Genomic DNA, 24,704 nt, shown 5'->3' with positions numbered 1-24,704 from the left:
ATCAGTTTTAGTGCTAAGGCGTACTTGAAAGCTACTCAGAAGGGTTGTTTTTCGTACAATTCACGCACGCAAAACAACTCTTGAGGCGGTCCTAATGCTTGCTTGGCATAGGCCTCACTAGATTGGGCAATTTTTGGGGAGGAATAGGAGCATACAGCCCTGGTGTCAGAATTGATGTGTGGCTCTGGGGTGGAATGCCCTGGGCAATACTGCCCTCTGGCAAAATCGAGACATGAGGCACATCCGAGCGGGAGGGGGCAGATGGGGGAAGAAAGGTTGGCAGGGGGGTCTGATGATCGTTGGTGTGAAAGACGGAGCTTCCCAAAATGGTTGTATGGGTTTGAGGTTTGATGCTCGATAACGAGGAATCAATCAGGAGAGATTCCTGCGGCGGCGATAGAAAAGCTTCGACGGGGTTGCTACCTCGAGGGGGAATAATTGAGCCGCTATATTCCATAGTTCTTAGCTCCAGATAAAGGGTGAATCAGGCCCAAATGATGAAGCGCGCGGGCCATGTTTCACTATATCGGCTTTAGTCTTCGTGGGATATGAATAAATACAGCAGACAGCAATTCTCAGTATGGGCATCAAAGCCAAGAGTTCACGCCCTACGGGCGTGAACTCTTGGCTTTGATGCCCGAGAACCGCGCGCCTTTGGCGCGCGGTTCTCGGGCCTGATTTCAAAATGAGAATTGCTGTACAGCAGAAGAGATAGAGTGCTAACCCTTGTCAGGGGAAAGCATTCAGTAGACCATTCCAGCTTCCCGGTAAATTCTACTGAATGCTTCGCGCCTACCCTCCTGGGAAAACGAATGCCCTAGAAGTGACGGATAATAGCTTCAGCGAACTCCGAGCACTTCAATGGTGGCTCAACCGGAGGCTCCATCAGGCGTGCCAGGTCATAGGTGACTTCCCGATTGGAAATAGCTGCGGCAATCCCTTTTTTAATCAGGTCTGCGGCTTCCTGCCAGCCCATGTACTCCAGCATCATTACGCCCGAAAGGATGACCGAACCGGGGTTAATCCGATCTAACCCAGCATGCTTGGGAGCGGTACCGTGGGTCGCCTCGAAAATGGCAGCTTCGTCCCCAATGTTTGCCCCAGGCCCCATACCCAATCCGCCAACGATCGCCGCTGCCGCATCGGACAGGTAGTCCCCATTCAGGTTCATCGTTGCCAGAATGGAGTACTCATCGGGGCGGGTTTGAATTTGCTGGAAGATACTATCGGCGATGCGATCGTTCACCATCACCTTGTTCTTCCACTGGCCATTGCCATGGGTTTCCCAGATGGCATCCAGCACAGATTGCACCTCATCACAGGCCTGGGCTTTCTTCTCAGCAGTCAGGTTGTCATACCCCGGCTCAATCATCCGGGCGTTATCTTCCAGACTGATGTCGGGATTCTTCTCCTTATTGCTGAGAATCCAGGATTCCCGTTCCGTCACACACTCGTTGCGGAATTCCGTCTGGGCTAGCTCATAGCCCCAATCTCGGAACGCCCCCTCCGTGTATTTCATAATGTTGCCCTTGTGCACCAGGGTGACCTGCTGCTTCTCTTGAGGCAACCGCAGGGCATGCATAATGGCACGGCGCACCAGGCGCTGCGACCCTTTTTTACTAATGGGCTTAATACCAATACCAGAATCCAGGGGAATGCGCTTCTTACCGTGTTCCGGAGTGGCAGGGATAAGGTCTTCGTTAAGCAGTTTGATGAGGCGATCGCCCACCTCACTTCCCTGTTTCCACTCAATCCCCAAGTAGATGTCTTCCGTGTTCTCCCGATAAACAATAACATCCAGCTTTTCAGGAGTTTTGTGGGGTGAGGGAGTACCGTCGTAATACTTGCAGGGGCGGACGCAAGCATACAGGTCAAAGATTTGTCTCAGAGCTACATTGAGGGAGCGAATGCCTCCACCAATGGGGGTCGTTAGCGGTCCTTTAATGGCCACTTTAAACTCACGGATGGCCTCTAACGTATCTTCGGGGAGATATTGATAGGTGCCGTAGAGGTCGCAGGCTTCGTCGCCGGCATAGACCTTAAACCAGACGATGTGGCGTTCGCCCCCGTAGGCTTTTTCTACCGCTGCATCAAAGACCCGCTGTGCCGCAGGCCAAATATCTACCCCCGTCCCATCCCCACGAATGAACGGAATAATGGGGTCGTTCGGCACTACAGGTTCATTATTTTCAAAGGTAATGCGAGAGCCCTGCGTGGGAGGCGTAATTTTTTCGTACATAAGCCGAGACGGGAAGAGGTATTAGGATCGTCGAACATGAGGCATGATAGCCCCAAAGGGGTGCCGATTGCAGATGTTCTGCCCTCAATTTAGAGAACCTATCCAATGCAAGCTGTTCATTAACAACAGTCATGAATAGATAACTCGCCGCTAATCTATACCCCTTTTCGAACTGAGCGGGATGCCAGACTTCGTCCCACGCCCCTCAGTTCGAAAAATGCTGTAAGACTGCGTTCAGAAAGATTCCTCTTATAGAGTAGCTGCCACACAGCCTGTACTCCTAGTAGGCTGCGGCCTAACACGACCTATGTTTTTGTGTGGGGTGCTTCGCACCCCACACAAAAACATAGGCAATGGATTTCCAACTCAGCGTACCAGTCAGAAGTGGGAGCCTTACTTCACTCCTTATCATGAGTACAGGCTCTATGGTTATGGGTTAACAGGAAAATGAACGATTGTTCAGCCATTGCGTTATGCTTATGGTTTCAAACAATAACCTGCCTGCGGGGTATGTATTCCAATCGGGTTAGGCATTGTATATCCTTCCCTTTGAAAATATTTAACCTTGAAACCACCCATAGCCATTCCAGACCAACACAATGAAATGTAGGGATAGATGGACATGAGGACGGTTCGCAAGGCGAATCATATTTTTCAAGCCGATTTAACACCCCTTTGTTTTAACTACAGAGTGCGGCAGGAGCCATGCTGATACTCGAATGAAACGGATATTGATTGTTGATGATGACGCAACATTGCGAACAGCCTTAACCCGCTATCTGCAAAATCGTGGATATGTGGTGCAAGAGGCGCGGTCGGGGTTAGAAGCGCTCACAATCTTTGAAAGCGACCCCGCCGATGTAGTCGTGTCAGACGTCATGATGCCTGAAATGGATGGGCTAGAATTCTGCCGCCGCCTTCGAGCTACACGAATGGGGCAATTGGTGCCCTTCATCTTTCTCTCCAGCCGTAAGGAACTGGAAGACCGGGTAGAAGGCCATCAAACTGGAGCGGATGATTATCTGGTCAAGCCTTTCGAGTTAAAGGAACTGGTGGCCAAAATTGAAGCCCAGTTAGAGCGATCGCGCCGGGTCAACTCAGAGATCGTACGGCTGATGCAGCAAAACGCTCTGGTTACTCCTAGCCCTGCACCACCTACAGCCCTACGACCTCTTCCACTAACGCCAGCAGAGGAAAAGGTGTTTTGGGAAGTGATCAAGGGCTATACCAATAAGCAGATTGGCGATCGCCTCTTTGTCAGCCCTCGTACCGTACAAACGCACCTCAGCAATATTCTCAGCAAGCTGGGGCTCGAAAACCGTCTACAGCTGATTCGGTATGCTTTTGAGCATGGCTATCAACCCCCCGAATCCCTTGATGAATCGGAGTTGTAGTCCCTGGTTCCTGGCCTCTATCTATCTAAAAAACAACGTTTCAAGCATCTTCTAGGCAGAAATCCTTCCTGAAAGCCTTGAAACGTTCCCCTTTCCCGCTAAAGTGAAGAATGGCAGGTTGCTAACCTGTCGTTCATTCGCGCGTTACTAAGGTATCCACAGTCATCATGGTTGAGGGGCAAATTGGGCAAAACTATCCCACCACATCTCAGGATGATGCCGCTGAACCAAATCCTACCGAATTTATGAATGAGTTTTTAACCCGGCTACGGTCGGAATCTGAGAAAAACCAACTGCGCTTGGTTCAGGATCTGGCCGATAAGGGCGAGGCAGGTCTGGATGCTCTGATGGAGTGGTGCCTAGAACGGCAGGGTATGCCCGCAGCTCCTACAGATGGGAAAGTGCATCAATTACTGGTGGCCGCTAAAACCCCAAAAACTGAGGCATTTGTAGGCAAGCACTTGGTAGAAGGGGTTGTGGAGCTCCGTTCTCAAGCCTCTGTTGATTACCGTCCCATTGCTCAGCTGTTAGCCCAACGAGATTTCGAAGAGGCCGACCGTACCACGCTGGCAAAGCTGTGTGAGTTGGCAGGTGATACGGCCGTAAAACGTGGCTGGCTCTACTTTACTGAGGTCGAACAATTTCCCAGCGAAGACCTGCAGACCCTCGATCGCCTCTGGCGCGTTTACTCTGAAGGCAAATTCGGCTTTTCAGTACAGCGGGAATTATGGCTCGGTACAGGTAAAAATTGGGACAAGCTATGGCCGATGATTGGCTGGAAGAGCGGCAACACATGGACGCGTTATCCTAAAGAATTTATCTGGGATCTATCAGCTCCCCGGGGGCATCTACCTCTCTCAAATCAACTCCGAGGTGTCCGCGTCATGGCCTCACTACTCACCCACCCAGCCTGGTCATAACACTTTTACCTTTTTAGTACTTCACCCTATCCCACCTGTCTTGAATAGCTGCAGCCATTCAAGACAGGTGGGGCGGAGCGTTGTGCTTCACCACTCTTCTTGTCCCAATAAAATGGTCAGAACTTACGCATTTGTGTCGGGTGTGGTGTACAAAGCACACCCGACACAAATGCTCTCAATATACTGAACTTGCGTAAGCCCTGATGGTTTTGCTGCATGATCTCAGCAGTTCTCAGTATGGGCCTCAAAGCCAAGAGTTCGCGCCCTACGGGCGCGAACTCTTGGCTTTGAGGCCCATACTGAGAACTGCTGGCATGATCTACAGCCTCTCAGCGCTGTAGATCATGCAGCCCGTGAATCGTTTCCACGCATTTTTGGGTTACCGCTTCCAGGACTTCTCGTTCGCCTGAAACGGGAGGAGGAATGACTTCGCCAATGCGAATGGTTAGGGGAACGGGTTGGGGAAACCTGGCTCCTTTGGGGATGATGTTCTGAGTTCCCCAAAGGCTGACCGGGAGCAAAGGGGTCTGAGTTTTGGCAGCAATCATGGCGGCCCCTAGCTTGGCTGCAGAAATACGGCCATCGGGAGTGCGCGTACCCGAGAGAAACACACCAACCGCCCAGCCTGCTTCAAGTTGTGCGATCGCAGCCCGAATTGCGCTCCGATCTGCAGACCCCCGCTTCACCGGGTAAGCTCCGTACAGCCGGATCGCCTGCTTCAATATCGGCACCTTGAACAGTTCCTCCTTTGCCATGTAGGACACTGGGCGACGCACACTACAGGAGAGCAGCGGCGGGTCAAAGTCGCTGGCATGGTTTGCCACAATCAACAGTGGCCCGTTGCGAGGCACATTCTCAGCGCCGTAAACCTTTCCCCGAAAATAAATACCCAGCGTGGGAGCGACCACCGACCATTTGAACAGGTGGTAAAGGGCAAGACTGGGCCAGGGTTCGCGATCGCGGCTCACGGTAACTCTACAATTAAGTACAACAAGAAATGCCATGAACGCAGGCGCTACCCACGCTCATTTAGGGTTTAAACGCTCAGGCGCTCGAGGTCAGCGATCGACCCCACATTCTCTAAAGCTAAATCAGGACTGGTACGCTTCACCAAACCAGTCAGCACCTTACCAGGGCCAATCTCGATCACCTGCTCCACCCCTTCTTGAGGAAGTTGCAGGGAAATTTCGCGCCACCGTACCGAACCCGTCATTTGTTGGGAGAGACGATCCTTGAGCACCGACGCGTCGGTTGCAGGTGTTGGATCTACATTAGACAGTACAGGTACGGACGCATCTTGGAACGAGATGCTATCCAAAATTTGCTGAAATTCGCTCGCGGCATCTGCCATCAGTGGCGAGTGAAACGCACCACTAACATTTAGTTTTACGGCCCGCTTTGATTTCACGTTAGCCATTACAGCATCGACAGCCTGAGGGGTTCCCGAAATCACAACCTGAGCGGAGTTGTTGTCGTTGGCAAGTACGACATCGGGGGTCTGGGCGATTTGCTGCTCCAATTGCTCTCGATCGAAGCCAATGAGGGCAGCCATTGCCCCCTCAGAGGCAGTGTCCATCAGTTCAGCCCGACGCTTGACCAATTGCAGACCCGCTTCAAAACTGAGCACACCAGCCGCGTAAAGGGCCACGTATTCGCCCAAGCTGTGGCCTGCCACAACAGTAGGCCGATGACCTCGTTGGCGCATCAGATCAACCAAAACAGCCTCAATGACATACAAGCAGGGTTGGGTGTAGAGGGTCTTGGAAACCTTGTCATCCTCGCTCTGGCAAATCTCGGGAACCGACCAACCCAGAATGGCCTCAGCTTGCTCAAAACGCGCCTTACCCTCTGGCAGGTCAATCAAATCAGCACCCATGCCAATTGCCTGTGATCCCTGTCCGGGAAACACCCACGCTGCATTCGTCATTTCTCTAACCTGAATCTAAACAAATTCTTAAGGGATGAAAGCCAGAGGCTCCCCCAAAAATCCTACCGGAATGGGTAACACTTGAGAGGTTTCCGTTCGAAAAGTTATCCGCTCAGAGCAAAGGCTCAGGCTTTCATGCGCTGAAACAAAAGTCTTTCGTGCGCATTACACACGAAAGATGAGGCCTCGGCGGCCTGCTCAAAATGTATTTTTTCAAACGTTACCTATAAAACAGGCTTTAGCGGCCCCAGCGGAAAATAGATGAGCCCCAGGTTAGACCTGCTCCGAATCCTGCCGTTACAATCACCTGACCCGGTTGCACTTTACCCGATCGCACCCATGTATCCAGAGCCAAAGGGATTGAGGCAGCCGAGGTGTTACCATACTCAGCCATATTGCTCATGACCCGCTCTGCTGGGATGCCCAAACGATCAGCAACCGCATCAAGAATGCGCTGGTTAGCCTGATGTAGCAACAGCCAATCTACCTGATCGACGGTCAGATTGGCCCGGAACAAAGCTTTTTCAATGACTTCAGGAACACGCCGCACAGCAAAGCGATAGACTTCCTGACCATTCATCGTAATGGGGTGGAAGGTACCCTTACGGACTTCGACTTCATCTCTAAGGACATGGGCTTCGCTCTGATACGCCAGATTCAGGCAACCATTAAGGGTGCCATCGCTGCGCAATTCAAATCCTAGAAGATTGTCCTGAGTATCGCTTGCTTGTAGAACGACAGCTCCAGCACCATCCCCAAAGAGGACACAGGTACGGCGATCGCCCCAATCCACCCAACGAGATAGCACATCCGCCCCAATCAACAACACAGTCCGATAGGCACCAGTGCGAATGTATTGCGAAGCCGTCACCATGCCAAAAACAAAGCCTGAGCAGGCCGCTGTCAGATCAAAAGCAACGGCCTGGGGGGCCCCCAGCTCGTGCTGAATCTGACAGGCAGTGCCAAACAGGTCATCCGGTGTAGAGGTCGCTAATAGAATCAGATCCAGAGATTCTGGAGCAACCCCAGCCATTTCGAGGGCTTGGCGACCTGCGGTAGCAGCAAGCGATCGCAGCGAATCCTCAGGGCCAGCAATACGCCGTCGGCGGATGCCTGTGCGGCTTGAGATCCACTCGTCAGAGGTCTCTACGACCCGGCTAAGGGCGTCGTTATCCAAAACTGTAGCGGGGGCACTGGAACCACATCCTGTGACCATTACCCCTGCACCGAACCGTTCCAGCATTACTCGTTAACCTCTGGTTGATCAGTGCTCCGGGAGAGAGCTTGGCCCTCAGCCGCTACTGATTCAGATTGTTCAAATTGGGCACGAATCCGCTCCAGGACACGGTGATCAACCGCTTCCTTTGCCATACGGATAGCATTGAAAATGGAGGGAGCCTGGGAGCTGCCATGGCTAATAATACAAACCCCAGCGACCCCAAGTAACAAGCCACCGCCATGCTCGGCATGGTCAATGCGTTGTTTAATGCGACGCAGGTTTGGCTTGAGCAGCATGGTTCCAAGTTTCCCATTGAGGCCCTGAGGCAGCTCCTCCCGAATGGTTTGAAGCATCACCTCACCAATGGCTTCAGCGAACTTCAGCAACACATTCCCGACAAAGCCATCACAGACCACCACATCGAAATGCCCCGACAGAACATCTCGGCCTTCAGCATTTCCAACGAAGGAGATACGGGGGTTGTCTTGCAGCATCTGATGAGCTCGGACGGCCAAATCATTTCCCTTGGTGGATTCCTCCCCAATATTGATCAGGCCAACCTTTGGCTCGGCAGTACCCAGCACATACTTGGAATACACCTGACCCATCAGGGCAAATTGCTCTAGAAACTTAGGTCGGCAGTCAACGTTGGCCCCAACATCCAGCACCAACACGGGCTTGGAAACCATCGTCGGTAGTACCGCTCCAATAGCAGGGCGATCGATGCCTGGTAGACGCCCCAGGCGCAGTAGAGCAGAAGCCATCGCTGCTCCAGAGTGCCCCGCTGACACGACCGCATCAGCTTGCCCCTGCTTCACCAAATCCATTGCGACATTAATGGAGGCACGAGGCTTACGACGGATACCAGTAAGCGGTTCCTCGTGCATCTCGATGACGCCCTCTGCCGGAATAATTTCCATATTTGCTGAAGCATTGTGTTGCTCCAGGGATGCTTTGACCTGCTGAGGGTCTCCGACTAGCAGAACGTCGGCATCCAATTCTTCCTGTGCCCTCAGTGCCCCAGCGACAATCTCTGAAGGGGCATAGTCTCCGCCCATCGCATCAACGGCGATCCGTGCTCGAGTTAAACCCATTCGCTCGAAGTGATAGAAACCTCAAAAATTCTATCAGATGGACGATCTCCCCTAACGGCTTTGAAGGAAGAAATCGCTCATCCAAGTACTTTTTCTTCCCCAGGTGGGACAATTCGCTGGAAGAGATAGCCAGTACCACGGGCTGTCAAGATTAGTTCAGGGTTGCTGGGGTCATCCTCCAGCTTGGCCCGCAGACGGGAGATGTGTACATCCACGACTCGGGTATCTACATGACGCTCAGGAGTGTAGCCCCAAACTTCCTGGAGGATTTCGGAGCGGGAGAAGGGCTCGCCGGACTTACCAACTAGCAGTTCTAGCAGGCTAAATTCCATACCTGTGAGCCGAATGCGCTCGTCACCTTTGTAAACTTGACGCTTGTTAGTATCGATACGAATTGTATTGATCTGGATAACGCCAGAGCTGGGAATACCCGTGGTACCCGTCTTTTCGACGCGGCGCAGAACGGAGCGGATGCGGGCTTCCAGTTCTTTTGGGGAGAAAGGCTTGACGACATAGTCATCGGCCCCTAATTCAAGGCCGGTGATCCGGTCGGCAACGTCTCCTAAGGCCGTTAACATAATAATAGGGACGTCAGATTCTTTACGCAGCTCTTGACAAACCCCGTACCCGTCTAGCTTTGGCATCATCACATCGAGCACAACGAGATCGGGGTCAGCGTGCCGGAAGGTATCCAGCGCTTCTTCCCCATCGGCGGCGGTGACAACGTCGTATCCAATCATGGAGAGACGGGTTTCAAGGATACGACGGATGCTGGCTTCGTCATCGACTACCAGAATTTTTTCTTTGTGGTTCTCCAATTTACTCAACACTCCTTGAAACGAATCTTTTGGATGTTAATTTCTTTCACCCTTTCACTAAAGATAGTAGCTTAATTGACTTTTCATAGATTGTCGAAAATGTGGTGAACCATACATTTCAGCCTTTTTTAATATTTGTACAAAGTTTAGCGGCTGCAATAAGTTTTGTTCTGGTTGTTTTGATTAAGTATTGTCAACCAATTTGCGTTGATCCCCTTCATAGCCCCTGACATCTTTCGTTTTAATCTATGCCAAAATCCCGCTCGGTTTACGTTTGTAATGAATGTGGAGCAACATCAGCCCAATACTTCGGTCGTTGCTCCTTCTGCGGCAGCTGGAATACCTTAATTGAACAGGCTGCTCCTGCGACAACAGCAAGTACGACTCGGAAGGGAACAGCAGTACGGCCCGGACGTGGGGGCGCGGTGGGGGTCGTAGGGCAATCGCAACCCCTAGCCTCTCTCACCCTCAACCAAATCACCGACCATCCCCAAATTCGCCTTTCTTCAGGCTATGGCGAACTCGATCGCGTTCTCGGTGGCGGGATTGTTCCTGGTTCTCTCGTTTTGATTGGTGGCGATCCGGGTATTGGAAAATCGACTCTCTTGCTTCAGGCGGCAAATCGCCTAGCCCAGAGCTACCAAGTCCTTTATGTCTGTGCAGAAGAGTCCGGTCAGCAGGTGAAACTGCGAGCTCAGCGGTTGGGAGTTGGTGTGGGAGCCGAGGAGCCGAAGAGCAGGCGAGCCGAGGAGCCGAATGAAAAGACAGATGAAGTACAGTCCGATTCTCAGCTTTACTTGTTGCCAGAAACCGATCTAGACACGATTTTGGCGGAGTTGGAGGCGCTTCGACCTCAAGTGGCAGTCATCGACAGTATTCAGGCGTTGTACTTCGCTCAGTTAACCTCGGCACCGGGGTCGGTGGCGCAGGTACGGGAGTGTACGTCAGCACTGATGCAGTTGGCAAAGCGGAATCATATTTCGCTGTTTATTGTGGGGCATGTGACGAAGGAAGGGGCGATCGCCGGTCCCAAAGTGCTCGAACACCTCGTGGATACGGTGCTGTATTTTGAGGGCGATCGCTTCGCCAGTCATCGTCTTCTCCGCTCGGTCAAAAACCGCTTTGGTGCCACCCAGGAATTGGGAGTATTCGAGATGGTAAATCGGGGTTTGGCAGAGGTTTTGAACCCCTCAGCGTTGTTCTTGGGGACGCGGGATGAGGAAACTCCCGGTACGGCTACCATTGTTGCTTGCGAGGGCACACGGCCTCTTCTGGTGGAGTTGCAGGCGTTGGTGAGTCCCACCAGTTATCCCTCGCCTCGGCGTTCTACAACGGGGATTGAGTACAACCGCTTTCTGCAAATTCTAGCGGTGTTGGAGAAGCGGGTGGGGATTCCCCTGTCAAAGTTGGATGCCTATGTGTCGTCGTCAGGGGGAATTAGTGTAGGGGAACCGGCAGCGGATTTGGGAGTGGCGATCGCCGTAGCCGCTAGTTTTCGCGATCGCATTGTTGACCCAGAAACCGTCATTATTGGTGAGGTTGGGTTGGGAGGACAGGTGCGGCCAGTGTCTCAGCTGGAGTTGCGGTTGCGGGAGGCAATGAAGCTGGGGTTTAAGCGGGCGATCGTACCGGCGGGGCAGGCGAATATTCCGGGGTTGCAGATGGAGATTTTCCCGGCGGCGCGGGTGGTGGATGCGTTGACGACGGCATTGGTGGTGCGATCGGTGGCGGCTCCACAGGAATCGGCTGTTGCGGATTAAGCAATGGGGTATATTGCAATCATCCCAAAAGCTTATCGGTGATGGGGAAGGGTAATAGCGAAGGATTGTGAATTAACCTCAGTTCGGGTTAAGGGCTTTTTCGAGTGCCGCGCTTCGCGCGGCACTCGAAAAAGCCCATTATTGCGTGCGCGTCGCGCACGCAATAATGGGCGGTCCGGCTTATCCCGAACTGACGTTGAATTAGTTGCAGAGATCTAGCTTGAAGGCGCGTCGCCCTTCAAACCTCCCGACTGGTGGACGGGGTGCCCCTCCCCCAGCCCCCCTAGGCAAGGAGGTTTTGCAAAGGTGGTGTTAGGTCGCTTCACATCTGTGGGGTTTGGATCAGGCTGGGGTGATGTTGTAGGTCAACAGTAGTGGGTTACAGCGCTTTTCAAGCGCTGAAAATTTGGTTGTTTTTGTGAGAGCTGCGCTCCGCGTAGCTCTCACAAAAACAACCGTAGCGGATTCAGGCGCAAAGCGCTGTAAACAGTGAGGGGTGGCACGTTGTGCCACCCCTCACTGTTTTCTCGTGCAGTTGTTGCTTAACAGCCGAGAACCTGTTTGGCGCGTTTCAGGTATTTTTCTCGGTCGGCGAGGCCGTTTTTGCCGCCGTTGACTTGACGGGTTACTTTTAGCAGGTCATCCTGATCCGCAGCTTTATTGATGTTGCGGGTATCCCAGAACCAGCCAGCGGCGGTGACAGCGTATTGGGGGGATGCGACAAGGTCCGGATTTGATAGAAAATCAACACCCATGGCTTTAGAGAACTGCGCATAGTTGGCACGTCCAGTCAGCTGGATTACTCCGCGCCCCATATAGCGCTTGCCATCTCCGGCTTGGGTATTGCCAAGATTTTGGGCTAGCCGGGAGGGAGGTTCGTAGCGGGTTTGAGCATCGGTTGGCCCCCAGAGTTCCCGGAGCCAGCGGAAACCGCCACTTTCGTGCAAAATTTGGCCGAAAAAGTGGGCCATTCGTAGCGGAGTATTGATGTTGAAGCGCTTCAGGGTCACGTTAATGCCAGGCATCATAGCATTGACGCGATCGCTATGCTGGGTCGACCCGATGATTTTGAACATCTGGTCGGAGGTTACATAAATTTTGGAGGGCGTTGCGATCGCCGGGCCTGTGATAGATGGAACGTCAGGAGTGTCTTCCCGGAGAACAAAGAGCCGTACGTAAGGGTCACTACCCGTTGGCCGTTCGGGTAAGTCTGACAGCTTCCGAATCCAGCTGTCGACTTCACCATCAAGGGAATTGAGAGCGGGCAACTTGAGCATCAGATCTTCCAGCCGATCAGTTGCACCATCCCGATATTGCTCAAAGGTGAAGGCAGCACTGTAGATGCCCTGATAGGGAGGAGCTCCGGTTGGGGCGGGAGGTAACCCGGAGAGTTGGCGAATCGCTTTATCGACAAAGCGATCGGCGTCGTTGGCTTGGGCGGGCAATTGAAGCAAGAGTTGTTCCAACCGATCCAACCCGAGTTGGCGGTAGGATTTGAGTTGAGTAGCGTCCATGGAATGACCCCTTGATTTACAAGTGGGCAGCTAAATTTTGAGGGTTGTGGGTAGATTCACCACAGGCCCCAATGATTTCCAAAAAGTTCCCATTTTTTCGCTGTTACTCTTTAATCAACCCCAAAAAGTTAATGTAGCGATACAGCACTAGCACTCAAAACAACGAAGTACAGGGTGCGATCGCCCTGTATTTCGTTGTTTCGAGTGAGTAGCGGTTCACACCCCCCTGAAATAAAAGGGAATAATTTGTGAAGGAGTATTTCATCTCTCACTATCCAACCCATCATTGGTAGGACTTACGTAAGTACACTATACCTAGAGCATTTAAGTTGTAGGTGGTGTGCAAAGCACACCACCTACAACTTAAATGCGTAAGTCCTGATTGATCTAAGCAGTCTGAGTTCGGGTTAAGGGCTTTTTCGAGAGGTGCGCTTTGCACGCCTCTCGAAAAAGCCCTTTTCTGTGTACGCAATGTGTACGCAGAAAAGGGCTCTTGGGCTGATCCCGAATTGAGGTTAAAAAGGTTGGGAATGCTACCTCAACGGGCCAGCTCGTTTACCGCTGACCAGTCTTGTTGAGCTACAGTCACAGGTTTGTTAAACAATACCATTGTCGTTGTTTGGTTTTCCTCGAAGCCAATGCGCTCGTAGAAATGCTGCTGATTGGTTGTCATCAGATAAACTCGCTCGGCCCGGTTGACGTGCGGGTGCATCAGCACCGTCTCAACCAATTTGCGCCCCAGCCCAGCCCCCTGATAGTCAGGATGAATAACGACATCCCAGATAGTAGCTCGGTACACCCCATCGGAAGTGGCACGGGCAAAGCCGATCTGGCGATCGCCATTCCACGCGGTCACGACAGGCTTACTGTTAGTAATGGCGATCGTCAAATCTTCCAGAGTCCGCTCTGCTGCCCAGAAAGCCGCCACTCGAAACAATTCCTGAAGCTGATGTAAATCCACCGAGCGAGAACCTGTCCCAGGATTCAGCCCTTCGTGGAGATGAAACTGTACGTGGCGAAAATCCGTAGCTTTTTCCATTTCCGATTCCCATTCCTGTGTATCGTGGTAGGACTTGATCAAACACTGTTCTTGAAGGCTGCTGTAGGGGTCTAAAGGGGCAGGTAAAGAACAATACAGCAGAGGCCGAAGCCATAGTGCGAGAGAACTCTGTTAATTGATGTGAAATATTATGACTGAAATTACATCAATCGCTTAGGCGTCTTCCTCACTCCACCGGGTTATCCTGATGGCGATTTCTCTACGACTTTTTCCGCAACATTTTGGCGGTGACCGCCGTCTTGCTCCTTTCAGACACCTGTGTCCGACGAAGATAGAGTGAAGACTGGATACAGAGTTAGTGATTCAAGGGGCAGCGATTTGATCCAAAAGAATAGCGGTTTCCTCGAGAGTTGCGTTGAGAAAGGCAAAGATTATAGTTAGGAATTGCTGACTTTTTCAGTTTGAGCGTTATCCGTTTTACGTTGGTTGAGGTGTGGTTTTGCGCAGGTATTCATTGCTCAGTTGGCTTCGCGTCCGGATTTTCGAGCTTACAGGTCGTCTATCTTTTCCAAAAAAGATGCGACCATTTCTCCCGTCTTCCCTGGGAGTTGCTCTGATAGTTGCTCTGTGGAGTCTAGGGTTGGGGTGGGGGTTAGCTCAGGCCAGCGAGCCCACCCGCCCGCCCGAATTTACTGTGGCGTCGCTAGACGTCGTCCCAGAACGCTTTCAGTTGGGTGAACAGGTTTATCTGCGGGAATGTTCCTCCTGTCACATTGCACCATCTCCAGCCGTGATGCCAACTCAATCCTGGGGTCGCATCCTCGTGCAAGAACAGCATTATGGAACACAGATTACGCCTCTCCGATCCCCTGTACTGGATCTGGTATGGAACTACTTGCAATTTTCTTCCCGGCCCCTTCGAGCCAATGAGGAAGTACCTCAACGCATTGATGATTCCCGCTTCTTCCGGGCCCTACACCCCGATGTGGACGTCCCCCGTGCTTCTTTAGCCAGTTGTGTCTCCTGCCATCCGGGAGCCACTAACTACAACTATCGGGAGTTGAGCCCCGAGTGGCAGTCCACCCCTTAACGCTTTTAATACAGCCTTTGGAACTGCAACAGGACTTACGCAAGCCCGCTATCTGTAGTGTATTTGTGTAGTGGGTGGGGTGCTTCGCACTCCACCCACTACACAAATGCGTAAGTCTTGTACAAAATAGCTCCGATAGGGCCGTTTTGCAGTTCCAAAGGCTGTATCTACAGCACCAGCAAGACGGGGAGTCGAATTGTAAATACACTGCCTCGACCGGGCTCACTCTCAACGTGGACTGTACCCTTATGGGCGTGGACAATGGCCTGCACAATGGCTAACCCTAGACCGGCTCCCCCCGAGTGGCGCGATCGCTCCTTATCCACGCGGTAGAAGCGGTCAAAAATTTTGCTCTGAGCTTCGGGTGATATTCCGACTCCGGTATCTTTGACACGAATTGTCGCTTCATAGGTTGCCTCATTGAGCAACTGCACAGTTACCTGGCCACCCGCAGGAGTGTATTGAATTCCATTGCTCACTAAATTAGCCACAGCCCGGTGCAGTTGCTCAGGCTGCCCAAGCACATGCACAGGCCCAGCAGTTTGCAGTTCCAGGCGTAGCTGTAACTGAGCGTTGATGGCAATTCCCTGGAACTCATCGATTACATCCTTGAGTAAAAGGCTGAGGTCGCAGATTTTTCGAGTGTGGGTTTCCTTATCCTGCTCCAGTTGCGAGAGTACGAGGAGGTCTTGCATCAACCGAGAAAGCCGTTGGCTCTGGCGATCCACGGTTTGCAGCGTCGCATTCACCTCTTCGGGCGATAACTCTGATGAGCGGAGGGCAGCTTGTACCATGGCTCGAATCGCCGCTACCGGGGTTCGGAGTTCATGGGCCGCATCAGCGGTGAATTGCTGCATTCGCTCATAGGATTGCTGCACCGGTTGCATGGCCATCCCGGCTAGCCACCAACTGGCATAGCCCACCAGGGCGATCGCCAGCAGTAACAGCCCCAGCAACGTTAACTCCACTCCTAATAGGTAAATATCCAACGTGTTGAGGGAGCGAGCAATTTGCAATGTGCCCCATTCATCATGGTTCAGGGTATGGAGGGGATAGCGCTTTTGATGATAGTGCTCGCGATCGCCATCGCGCAGCCATTTCCAAAATTTCTTCGACGTGCAAGATGTGTTGGTTTGAGGGATGCTAAGGGTCGCGACTGGGTTTCCTGCCAAATCTAGAAATCGGATGCAGTATCTATCCTTCGCCAGAGATGACATGTCATCCAGTTCGGTTTGAAGTTGCGTAATGAAGGGCTCAGGGCGAGCAGAGGAAAAACAGGGCATATCCTTCACACATAGGCCCGGTAGTTGCTCTCCCTGGCTCAAATCAATCTGGCCAGGTTGTTCCAGCATGGGCTGAAGACGGCGTTCCAGGACGATCGCCATCTGCTGCATTCCCCGTTCCAGGTGCATCCAACGGGCATGCACCACCAGGCGATAAATGGCATAGCTTCCGGCAATCAGGATCAGGGACATGACCCCGGTATACCAGGCAGCGAGGCGGCGGCGGCTCAGGCGAAACGGTGGGCTACTGGACATAGGTGGGATTAATGCGATAGCCCATGCTGGGCACAGTTTCGATCAGGTCAGCGTAGCCATATTGGGCCAATTTACGCCGCAGCAAACGCATCTGGGCAGCGACTACATTACTGGCAACTTCGGTTTCCATTTCCCAGAGTTGGGCCAGGAGTTGCTCGCTGCTAACAAGGTGATGGGGATGACTCATAAAGTACTCCAAAAGCTGAAATTCTTTATTAGTCAGAACAATGGGTTGCGGGTTCTCAGACGCTTCGGCCTGGTAAAACACTAGGCGGCTCGTGTAGTCAAGCAGGAGGTTACCGATGCGGACCTGCTGCACGGGGTGGTGGGGCGATCGCCGCTGTAAAGCCCGTACCCGTGCTAATAACTCTTCCATATCAAAAGGCTTGATAAGATAGTCGTCGGCTCCGGCATCCAGACCAGCCACTTTGTCCGCAAGGCGATCGCGTGCCGTCAGCATCAGTACGGGCAGAGGGTTTTGCCGTTGCCGCAACCGTTGGCAAAGCTCAATACCCAACATTCCCGGTAAGAGCCAATCCAAAATGGCAACTACATAGTGGGATGTAGGGTTGTCCAGATACTCCCAACCCTCCGGCCCCGTTTGAGCCCAATCCACTACATACTTTTCCTGCTTGAGAGCCCATTTAATAGCCAGGCCCAAATCGGGCTCATCTTCTACCAGAAGAATTCGCATATGCCTCTTATGTCACTGCTGTGCTCAACTACTGGAGTCCCCCAGAGCTAAGGATTAACCCTTAATGGGTTTCCCATAGATGCTGGAGGAAATTAACTCAGAACTGCACGTTTATAACCCTATCCACCACCCTAGTAGGCTGCGGCCTAAGTTCGTAACCTATGTTTTTGTGTAGGGTGCTTCGCACCCTACACAAAAACATAGGTGATGGATTTCCGCCTCAGCGTACTAGGGATTAACCCAGGGAGGGCGGTATTGAATACAAGATCCTTTGGGAGCAACCTCATTTTTGTCAGAACTAAATTGATACTACAGGAGCAAAATCGGTCTTCACAAAGGAGCGGTTTTACCCTCGACCTCATGAAGGCAGTTTTTGCGCTTGTAGCCATGGCTTCCAGGCAAGTACACCCAAATTTGCTCAACAATTTGAGCCCAAACTTTGGCAGACTCTCTGCGGCAACGACTCGTCCTAAACGCTCTAGCCCTGAATATTAGGTCAGCAACAGGACCACAGGCGCTTCATCGTTTCGGGATCACGGGCAGCATCAGCCAACGTACGCGAACTGCTACGGCTCTGAGCAATAGACATAAATTGGCGAATCTGACCCAGGCTGAGCGATCGCACATCCTCACCGACCTGATAGGCTTTCGTCCAATCCACAACCCAGCGAAGCGCTGTCTTCAAATCCAGAACAATGTGCCATCCCAGGCGACTGCGAGCCTTTGTAGAATCCAGCTTGAGGAAAGCGCGTTCGTACAGGTCAGATATCTCAGCCTCTGGCTGCCAGTTGTTAGGGCTGCCCCACAGGATGTAGAGTTGGTCGGCGATCGCCCCTGCCATCTCACAATGGCGTTCATCCGGGCCAAAGTTCCAGGGTTCCGCAAAGATAATCCCTTCCTGGTAAAGCCGTTCTGCCAGTAACAGGTAACCTTGCAGGGGTTCTAGAACATGCTGCCAGGGGCGGGTTGCTCGGGGGTTGCGGACGACCACTGATTTACCTGCTAACAATGCTTTCATCACATCCGGCACCAGGCGATCCGTCGCCCAGTCCCCACCACCGATAACGTTACTGCTGCGAGCCGTCGCAACAGCTACCCCATGGTCACCGTAGGACAGAGGGTTGAAGAAGGTGTTGCGATAGGTTGCTGTCACCATCTCCGCACAGGCTTTGCTATTGCTGTGGGGGTCATAGCCACCCAGAGGGTCGGTTTCTCGATAGCCGTTCTGCCATCCCCGGTTTTCATAACAGGCGTTAGAGGTTACATTCACGACCGCCCGTACACTGGGGGTTTGCCGCACGGCTTCTAACACATTCACGGCACCCATCACATTGGCCTGGTAGGCCATCGCTGGTGCACTATAGGACGATCGCACCAAGGCTTGGGCCGCCAAATGAAACACAATTTCAGGCTGGCTATCTGTCATCGCCTGCTTTAGCGCTACTGGGTCACAGACGTCGCCGTGAATCGACACCATGCCGGTTCCCACTTGCCCCAGCTCAAACAGATTGGAAGAGGTAGGCGGGGCGATCGCATATCCGGTAACCTGTGCCCCCAAATATTGAAGCCAAAGGCAAAGCCAGCTTCCTTTAAAGCCCGTGTGCCCTGTCACAAAAACCCGCTTACCGCGCCAAAATTCTGGGTCGATCTGGTTCCACTGGTTCGTTGGATACATATGCAGAGTGCTTCTCAACGGAAAGGGGTAGACAGTTTTACAGCATGCCAAGGAAGCGTGAAATCCCTATGAAATGCCTGAGACCTACAGGTAACTCGCTCAAAACGTTAGGGACTTAACATTAACCGGGCTCTACAGAAGGGTGGCCCGGCGAATGAAGAAAACCAATATTAAAGATGCAACCGAACTCTGTTGTGTAGCTATATATTTCAACCTTCAAATACATCTTTGAAACCCATCCAAAGGGTGAAATAAATGCTTCAACAGCCCGTATCAGCCACAGAACAGCTGTGAAGATTTGGATCAAAAGGATACGATGCCTGTCTAGCAAAGCATTGCAGTTTCCCACTACAAATTTTTCTTAATTTACCAGGTACCCCCCTAATTTCCTTCGTACTTTCAGTTACAAAGTCAAAGCTTTCTAAAACTTCTTCCAAGAAAATTTTCTACAATCATCCAATTTTTCATAGATATTTCACTAAGGTCATAAACAATTTATTGGGTAAGACCAGGAACATCGTTGTAGCCATTTCTGGTTCGACGCTCCAGATATTCCGGTAGGGCTTTTGTGGCGATTGCCCTTGAGCGCGACTGCCTCTGAGCACTCTATCGGTTCTAGCTTTTGCTGTTAAACTCCCAACTTCCCTCCCGTATCGCCAAACTATCCTCCCGTATCGCCAAACTATGCCTGCCTCCCGTCCTTACCAACCCCTATTACTTCGGTTGCTGCATGGTCTAACCGGGGGGTGTGCGATCGCTGCCATCCTCACGGCCTACTGGACTTACACGACCTATGACAATCGTTGGGGTGGCTTGCCGCTTCCCCTATGGCGAGCCGTTGAAGGTATTCATGGCACCTTCGGGCTGTGGACGTTGTTGCTCTTTCCTGCGCTAACTATTTACGCCTTGCGACGCGGTCAGAACCGCCTACTACAAACCAACACAGCCGATCACCTGCAACAGATCGGTCAGCCTATCTGGTGGTACACCCTACACCGGGCCACCAATAGCCTCATGCTACTGGCCCTCACGACAGCCTTGTTCACCGGAAAGATGATGGATTCTACCTGGTTACCTCAGGGAGAACTCACCCACGCTTGGTACTATGCCCATTTAACGGCCTGGGTCGGTCTGGTTATGGCGCTGGCGCTGCACCTGCTCATGAGTGCCAAAATTGGTGGTCGGCCCTTGCTCCTATCCATCTGGGACTGGCGCTTCCGTCCCCAAGATCATCCTCGCCACTGGTGGCCCCAAATCCTCCAAAGCCACAAAACCTGGAGTTTGGATGCGATCGCCCTCTGGGTTCAAACCCTCACAGCCTACAAGGTGGCAGAAATAAGTATTCTGCTGAGTCTGGCGATCGCGTGGATCGCTCCCTTGTTCAAATAGCCAGTTCAGAGTCAGGACTACTTTGATAGTCACGTAATGTGCCGCTATTAAAGCAGTCCTTACCCCGAACTTAGGAGGTTTCTGCATAAGAATTTACCCAGAATGTTGGTGCTTTGCCCGCGAAGCGGGCAAGGCACCAACATTCTGGGGGTAATTTCATTACTGGAAATCTCCTTAGAATTAACACGGCTTACACAAGCCACCTATATAAGGAAGAGCACGCTTGAACCGGGATCTTTCCTCTACCTCCTAACTTTCTCCTAACTTTCCTGATTGAGCTATTACCGGTTGGGTTAAAAAGAGAGGGTATGCTTCATTCCCCTCTCCCTTTAACCCAATCGGTAACGATAAGTTATGCTCGTGACAGGTGCGGGCATCCGCAATTCCGGTTTTGTGGCCAGGTGGTAGGATGAATCTACGTGGCTATAACTGTTCTGGCGATCGGCTTCGCCGTCTCCACAGGAATCGTTCGCAAGCGGTTTCAGCAGTTTCAGGCTACTGCCGGAGGGTCGACTAGACCCTTTGCCCTCCGCTCCAATCCCCATCAAACGCAGCATACTTTACACTTTTGCTTTGCTATGTTGAAAACTCTGTTAGGTGATCCCAACGCCCGCAAGCTCAAGAAATATCAACCGGATATCGCGTTGGTGAACTCCCTCGAACCCGACATGCAAGCACTGTCGGACGAAGAATTACGAGGCAAAACCGCAGAGTTCAAACAGCGGCTTGAAAAAGGCGAAACCCTGGATGACCTGCTGCCTGAAGCTTTTGCAGTTGTTCGAGAAGCGGGGCGTCGGGTACTGGGCCTGCGCCACTTCGATGTACAGCTCCTCGGCGGTATGGTCCTTCATGATGGCCAAATCGCTGAAATGAAAACTGGGGAAGGTAAAACCCTGGTATCGACTTTACCGGCTTACCTGAACGCACTCTCCGGAAAAGGCGTTCACGTTGTGACTGTGAACGACTACCTGGCCCGCCGGGACGCCGAGTGGATGGGACAGGTGCACCGTTTTCTTGGCCTGACGGTTGGTTTGATCCAGCAATCCATGTCGCCCCCCGATCGCCGTCGTAACTACGGCTGCGACATCACTTACGCCACCAACAGCGAGTTAGGGTTTGACTACCTGCGCGACAACATGGCCACCACGATGGACGAGGTGGTGCAGCGCCCCTTTAACTACTGTGTCATCGACGAAGTAGACTCTGTACTCATTGATGAGGCCCGGACACCGCTGATCATTTCGGGTCAGGTCGATCGCCCCAGCGAGAAATACCTGCGAGCCGCTGAAGTCGCTGCTCAACTCAACAACGAAGAGCACTACGAAGTCGATGAGAAGCAGCGCAACGTACTGCTGACAGACGAAGGTTTCATCCGCGCTGAGCAATTGCTGGGCGTGAAGGACCTGTTTGACCCTGCCGATCCCTGGGCGCACTACATCTTTAGCGCCATTAAGGGCAAAGAACTGTTCATCAAGGACGTAAACTACATCGTTCGAGATGGCGAAGTGGTGATCGTGGACGAATTTACCGGACGGGTTATGCCGGGTCGTCGCTGGAGTGATGGTCTACACCAGGCTGTGGAAGCCAAAGAGCATGTAGAGATTCAGCCAGAGACTCAGACTATGGCGACGATCACCTACCAGAACTTCTTCCGAATCTATCCAAAACTGGCGGGGATGACCGGTACCGCTAAGACAGAAGAGGCGGAATTCGAAAAGATCTACAACCTGGAAGTCACTATCATCCCCACTAACCGCACTAACGTGCGGCAAGATTTGTCGGATGTGGTTTACAAGACGGAAGAAGCGAAATGGAAAGCCGTCGCCCAGGAGTGTGCTGAGATGCACGAAATGGGCCGCCCAGTACTGGTAGGAACAACCAGTGTGGAGAAGTCTGAAGTTCTCTCCAACCTGCTGTCCCAATTACAGGTGCCCCACAACCTGCTGAACGCAAAGCCAGAGAACGTAGAGCGAGAATCTGAGATTATCGCTCAGGCAGGCCGTAAGGGGGCTGTAACCATTGCCACCAACATGGCAGGCCGGGGAACCGACATTATCCTTGGGGGTAACGCCGAGTACATGGCTCGTCTTAAAGTACGGGAATACTTCATGCCCCGTATTGTGCAACCAGAAGACGACGGGTTCGGTGTCGTTCGTCCTATGTCGGGAAATGCTCGCCGTAGTGGTGGGCAGGGCTTTGCCAACGGCCCCAAAAAGGTCAAAACCTGGAAGGCATCGCCACAAATCTATCCCGCCCAACTGACAGCCGAAGCGGAGAAGATGTTGAAGGAAGCGGTAGATTTCGCGGTGCAGCAGTATGGCGAACAGTCTATTCCTGAACTGAAAGCGGAAGATATGGTGGCGACGGCTTCTGAAAAAGCCCCGATTAACGACCAGGTCATCCTGCAGTTACGAGAAGCCTACAACCTGATCAAGTACGAATACGAGCAGTACACCAAACGGGAACACGAAGAAGTCGTAACTCTGGGTGGTCTGCATGTCATTGGTACAGAGCGTCACGAGTCTCGCCGGATTGATAACCAATTGCGGGGCCGTGCGGGTCGCCAGGGCGACCCCGGTTCTACCCGATTCTTCCTGAGCTTGCAAGATAACCTGCTGCGGATCTTCGGGGGCGATCGCGTTGCCGGCTTGATGAACGCCTTCCGCGTTGAAGAAGATATGCCGATTGAATCGGGTATCCTTACCCGCTCCCTGGAAGGGGCTCAGAAGAAAGTGGAAACCCACTACTACGACATCCGGAAACAGGTGTTTGAGTATGACGAGGTGATGAACAACCAGCGTCGTGCTATCTACGCTGAGCGTCGCCGGGTTCTAGAAGGTCAAGACCTGAAGGAACAGGTGGTGAAGTATGCCGAGTTGACCATGGATGACATCGTCAACGCCTACGTCAACCCCGACCTACCACCCGAAGAGTGGGAACTGGACAAGATGGTGGGCAAGGTTAAAGAGTTTGTTTATCTACTGGCGGATCTAGAATCCTCCCAGTTGGAAGACCTCTCTCCCGGCGAAATCAAGACCTTCCTCCATGAGCAGGTACGCATCGCCTATGACCTTAAGGAGGCCCAGGTAGACACCATCAAACCCGGCCTGATGCGGGATGCTGAGCGATTCTTCATCCTTCAACAAATCGACACCCTGTGGCGGGAACACCTGCAACAAATGGATGCTCTGCGAGAGTCAGTTGGCCTGCGGGGTTACGGCCAGAAAGACCCACTCATTGAGTACAAGAGCGAAGGTTACGAGTTGTTCTTGAACATGATGACGGATATCCGTCGGAACGTGGTTTACTCTCTGTTCCAGTTCCAACCCCAGCCCCAACCTGCTGTTCAGGTTCAGGCAACGGAATCAGTCTAAACTGAGGCTCAAATACAAAAAGCAGGAGTGCCTTTGTCACTCCTGCTTTTTATTGGATTTCTATAGCCTTTGTCACTTTAGTTAACTTCAGTTCGGGATAAGCTGAAGTGCTTATTTTGGCGTGCGCAAAACGCACGCCAAAATAAGCGTTTTCGAGTGCCGCGCGTTGCGCGGCACTCGAAAACGCCCTTAACCCGAACTCAGGTTAAATATTAGGCTAAGAGGAAAAATTCGGCCGAATTGGCGATCGTCCCCACTTCTGTTAATCTCAGCGTTGGAATGCACGCAACTATCCTCACAACTGCTGCCATGACTTCCCAGGCTCCTTTGTTTGTATTAGCATCCGCTTCTCCAGCCCGTCGTCGCCTCTTACAAACGGCAGGTATCGAACCCACAGTTCAGGCCAGTGATTTTGATGAAAGCCAAATTCAAAGCAGCAACCCTGTAGAGCTGGTACAGCAGTTGGCTCTGGGTAAGGCAGAAGTAGTAGCTCAGCAGTTTTCTAAAGCGCTGGTGTTGGGCTGCGACTCTGTACTGGCGATCGATGGAGAAATTCATGGCAAGCCTGCGGATGCAGAGGAAGCGATCGCCCGATGGAAACAAATGCGGGGCCAGATGGGTCAACTTTATACAGGGCATGCGTTGGTAGATACGGACAACTCGCAAACCTTGGTTCGCTACCGGATGACCGAGGTTCACTTTGCAGAGGTGAGCGATCGCCAAATTGCAGCCTACGTCGCTACAGGGGAACCCTTAAGCTGTGCTGGGTGCTTTGCCTTGGAAGGCAAGGGGGGACTGTTTGTCGAGAAATTGGTCGGGTGCCATACCAATGTCATCGGCCTCAGTCTGCCACTGCTTCGGGAAATGCTAGAGGAATTGGGGTATGATGCTGTGGATTTCTGGCCGAAGTGTCCGTAGAATCCAGGATTTTCCGTAGGAGTGCGTAACCCTTAGTTAGGCCTCATAGGTCTTCCTCAGTCCCTGAGTGCCGCTTCTATCCCTGATTTCACCAGATTTACGGAAGTATCTACCCCGGGAATTTGTGACAATCTTTATAAA

At 52.3% G+C, this 24,704-nt stretch carries 19 protein-coding genes; 7 read left to right on the top strand and 12 right to left on the bottom strand.

Annotated features, from left to right (window positions below; all coding sequences use genetic code 11):
• Nucleotides 1–91: 91 nt before the first annotated feature.
• Nucleotides 92–457: a hypothetical protein gene (locus tag NDI52_RS00850; protein WP_190774701.1), complete on the bottom strand. Its 366-nt coding sequence runs from the start codon at nucleotides 455–457 to the stop codon at nucleotides 92–94.
• A 360-nt stretch (nucleotides 458–817) separates the two neighbouring features.
• Complete coding sequence (locus NDI52_RS00845; RefSeq protein ID WP_190774700.1) at nucleotides 818–2,239, bottom strand: NADP-dependent isocitrate dehydrogenase; 1,422 nt, start codon at nucleotides 2,237–2,239, stop codon at nucleotides 818–820.
• Between the two features lie 719 nt (nucleotides 2,240–2,958).
• On the opposite strand from NDI52_RS00845, the gene NDI52_RS00840 reads away from it, so the two are divergent.
• Both NDI52_RS00840 and NDI52_RS00835 read left to right on the top strand, forming a co-directional pair.
• The gene (locus NDI52_RS00840; protein WP_190774699.1) at nucleotides 2,959–3,633 is read left to right on the top strand and encodes a response regulator transcription factor; all 675 of its coding nucleotides are present in this window, start codon (nucleotides 2,959–2,961) and stop codon (nucleotides 3,631–3,633) included.
• 245 nt (nucleotides 3,634–3,878) lie between these two features.
• The gene (locus NDI52_RS00835; RefSeq protein WP_190774705.1) at nucleotides 3,879–4,553 is read left to right on the top strand and encodes a GUN4 domain-containing protein; all 675 of its coding nucleotides are present in this window, start codon (nucleotides 3,879–3,881) and stop codon (nucleotides 4,551–4,553) included.
• A 329-nt stretch (nucleotides 4,554–4,882) separates the two neighbouring features.
• Here the strand turns inward: NDI52_RS00835 and NDI52_RS00830 are convergent, their stop codons facing one another.
• The 5 genes from NDI52_RS00830 to rpaB form a co-directional block, all read right to left on the bottom strand.
• Entirely contained in the window at nucleotides 4,883–5,557 is a 675-nt protein-coding gene (locus tag NDI52_RS00830) for a lysophospholipid acyltransferase family protein (RefSeq protein ID WP_190772472.1), read from the bottom strand.
• 32 nt (nucleotides 5,558–5,589) lie between these two features.
• Nucleotides 5,590–6,480 carry an ACP S-malonyltransferase gene (gene fabD, locus NDI52_RS00825; RefSeq protein ID WP_190772471.1) on the bottom strand — a complete coding sequence of 297 codons (891 nt, stop codon included), beginning with the start codon at nucleotides 6,478–6,480 and terminating at the stop codon, nucleotides 5,590–5,592.
• A 238-nt stretch (nucleotides 6,481–6,718) separates the two neighbouring features.
• Complete coding sequence (locus NDI52_RS00820) at nucleotides 6,719–7,723, bottom strand: beta-ketoacyl-ACP synthase 3 (protein WP_190772470.1); 1,005 nt, start codon at nucleotides 7,721–7,723, stop codon at nucleotides 6,719–6,721.
• Complete coding sequence (gene plsX / locus NDI52_RS00815; protein ID WP_190772469.1) at nucleotides 7,723–8,793, bottom strand: phosphate acyltransferase PlsX; 1,071 nt, start codon at nucleotides 8,791–8,793, stop codon at nucleotides 7,723–7,725. The genes NDI52_RS00820 and plsX overlap by 1 nt, the downstream gene beginning before the upstream one ends.
• A 77-nt stretch (nucleotides 8,794–8,870) precedes the next feature.
• Nucleotides 8,871–9,623 carry a response regulator transcription factor RpaB gene (gene rpaB, locus NDI52_RS00810; protein ID WP_190772468.1) on the bottom strand — a complete coding sequence of 251 codons (753 nt, stop codon included), beginning with the start codon at nucleotides 9,621–9,623 and terminating at the stop codon, nucleotides 8,871–8,873.
• Between the two features lie 236 nt (nucleotides 9,624–9,859).
• Here rpaB and radA point away from each other — a divergent pair, with 236 nt between their 5' ends.
• Nucleotides 9,860–11,371 (top strand): DNA repair protein RadA, encoded by a 1,512-nt coding sequence (gene radA / locus NDI52_RS00805; RefSeq protein ID WP_190772467.1) that lies wholly within the window; start codon nucleotides 9,860–9,862, stop codon nucleotides 11,369–11,371.
• A gap of 542 nt (nucleotides 11,372–11,913) precedes the next feature.
• On the opposite strand, the gene NDI52_RS00800 is transcribed toward radA, so the two are convergent.
• Together NDI52_RS00800 and NDI52_RS00795 are read right to left on the bottom strand one after the other, a co-directional pair.
• Complete coding sequence (locus NDI52_RS00800) at nucleotides 11,914–12,885, bottom strand: glycoside hydrolase family 19 protein (RefSeq protein WP_190772466.1); 972 nt, start codon at nucleotides 12,883–12,885, stop codon at nucleotides 11,914–11,916.
• Nucleotides 12,886–13,423: 538 nt separating this feature from the next.
• Nucleotides 13,424–13,924, bottom strand: coding sequence for a GNAT family N-acetyltransferase (locus tag NDI52_RS00795; protein WP_190772465.1), 501 nt, complete (start codon nucleotides 13,922–13,924; stop codon nucleotides 13,424–13,426).
• A gap of 538 nt (nucleotides 13,925–14,462) precedes the next feature.
• On the opposite strand from NDI52_RS00795, the gene NDI52_RS00790 reads away from it, so the two are divergent.
• Entirely contained in the window at nucleotides 14,463–14,975 is a 513-nt protein-coding gene (locus tag NDI52_RS00790) for a cytochrome C (RefSeq protein ID WP_190789383.1), read from the top strand.
• A gap of 167 nt (nucleotides 14,976–15,142) precedes the next feature.
• On the opposite strand, the gene rppB is transcribed toward NDI52_RS00790, so the two are convergent.
• The 3 genes from rppB to rfbG all read right to left on the bottom strand — a co-directional run bounded on the left by rppB (nucleotide 15,143) and on the right by rfbG (nucleotide 18,882).
• Nucleotides 15,143–16,513 carry a two-component system sensor histidine kinase RppB gene (gene rppB / locus NDI52_RS00785; protein WP_190772463.1) on the bottom strand — a complete coding sequence of 457 codons (1,371 nt, stop codon included), beginning with the start codon at nucleotides 16,511–16,513 and terminating at the stop codon, nucleotides 15,143–15,145.
• The gene (gene rppA / locus NDI52_RS00780) at nucleotides 16,503–17,207 is read right to left on the bottom strand and encodes a two-component system response regulator RppA (RefSeq protein ID WP_190772462.1); all 705 of its coding nucleotides are present in this window, start codon (nucleotides 17,205–17,207) and stop codon (nucleotides 16,503–16,505) included. The genes rppB and rppA overlap by 11 nt, the downstream gene beginning before the upstream one ends.
• 496 nt (nucleotides 17,208–17,703) lie before the next feature.
• Nucleotides 17,704–18,882 carry a CDP-glucose 4,6-dehydratase gene (gene rfbG / locus NDI52_RS00775; protein WP_199307810.1) on the bottom strand — a complete coding sequence of 393 codons (1,179 nt, stop codon included), beginning with the start codon at nucleotides 18,880–18,882 and terminating at the stop codon, nucleotides 17,704–17,706.
• Between the two features lie 684 nt (nucleotides 18,883–19,566).
• Here rfbG and NDI52_RS00770 point away from each other — a divergent pair.
• The 3 genes from NDI52_RS00770 (at nucleotide 19,567) to NDI52_RS00760 (ending at nucleotide 24,563) form a co-directional block, all read left to right on the top strand.
• Nucleotides 19,567–20,271 carry a cytochrome b/b6 domain-containing protein gene (locus NDI52_RS00770; RefSeq protein ID WP_190772461.1) on the top strand — a complete coding sequence of 235 codons (705 nt, stop codon included), beginning with the start codon at nucleotides 19,567–19,569 and terminating at the stop codon, nucleotides 20,269–20,271.
• Nucleotides 20,272–20,849: 578 nt separating this feature from the next.
• On the top strand, nucleotides 20,850–23,645 hold the full coding sequence (gene secA / locus NDI52_RS00765; protein ID WP_190772478.1) for a preprotein translocase subunit SecA: 2,796 nt from the start codon (nucleotides 20,850–20,852) through the stop codon (nucleotides 23,643–23,645).
• A 309-nt stretch (nucleotides 23,646–23,954) separates the two neighbouring features.
• Nucleotides 23,955–24,563: a nucleoside triphosphate pyrophosphatase gene (locus NDI52_RS00760; RefSeq protein ID WP_190772477.1), complete on the top strand. Its 609-nt coding sequence runs from the start codon at nucleotides 23,955–23,957 to the stop codon at nucleotides 24,561–24,563.
• Nucleotides 24,564–24,704 lie beyond the last annotated feature (141 nt).

This window comes from Leptolyngbya sp. PL-A3 (genome assembly GCF_039962325.1).
GTDB lineage: Bacteria > Cyanobacteriota > Cyanobacteriia > Elainellales > Elainellaceae > Vacuolonema.
The sequence above is the reverse complement of the archived record's forward strand: the minus strand, read 5'-3'. Positions and strand labels throughout refer to the sequence as shown.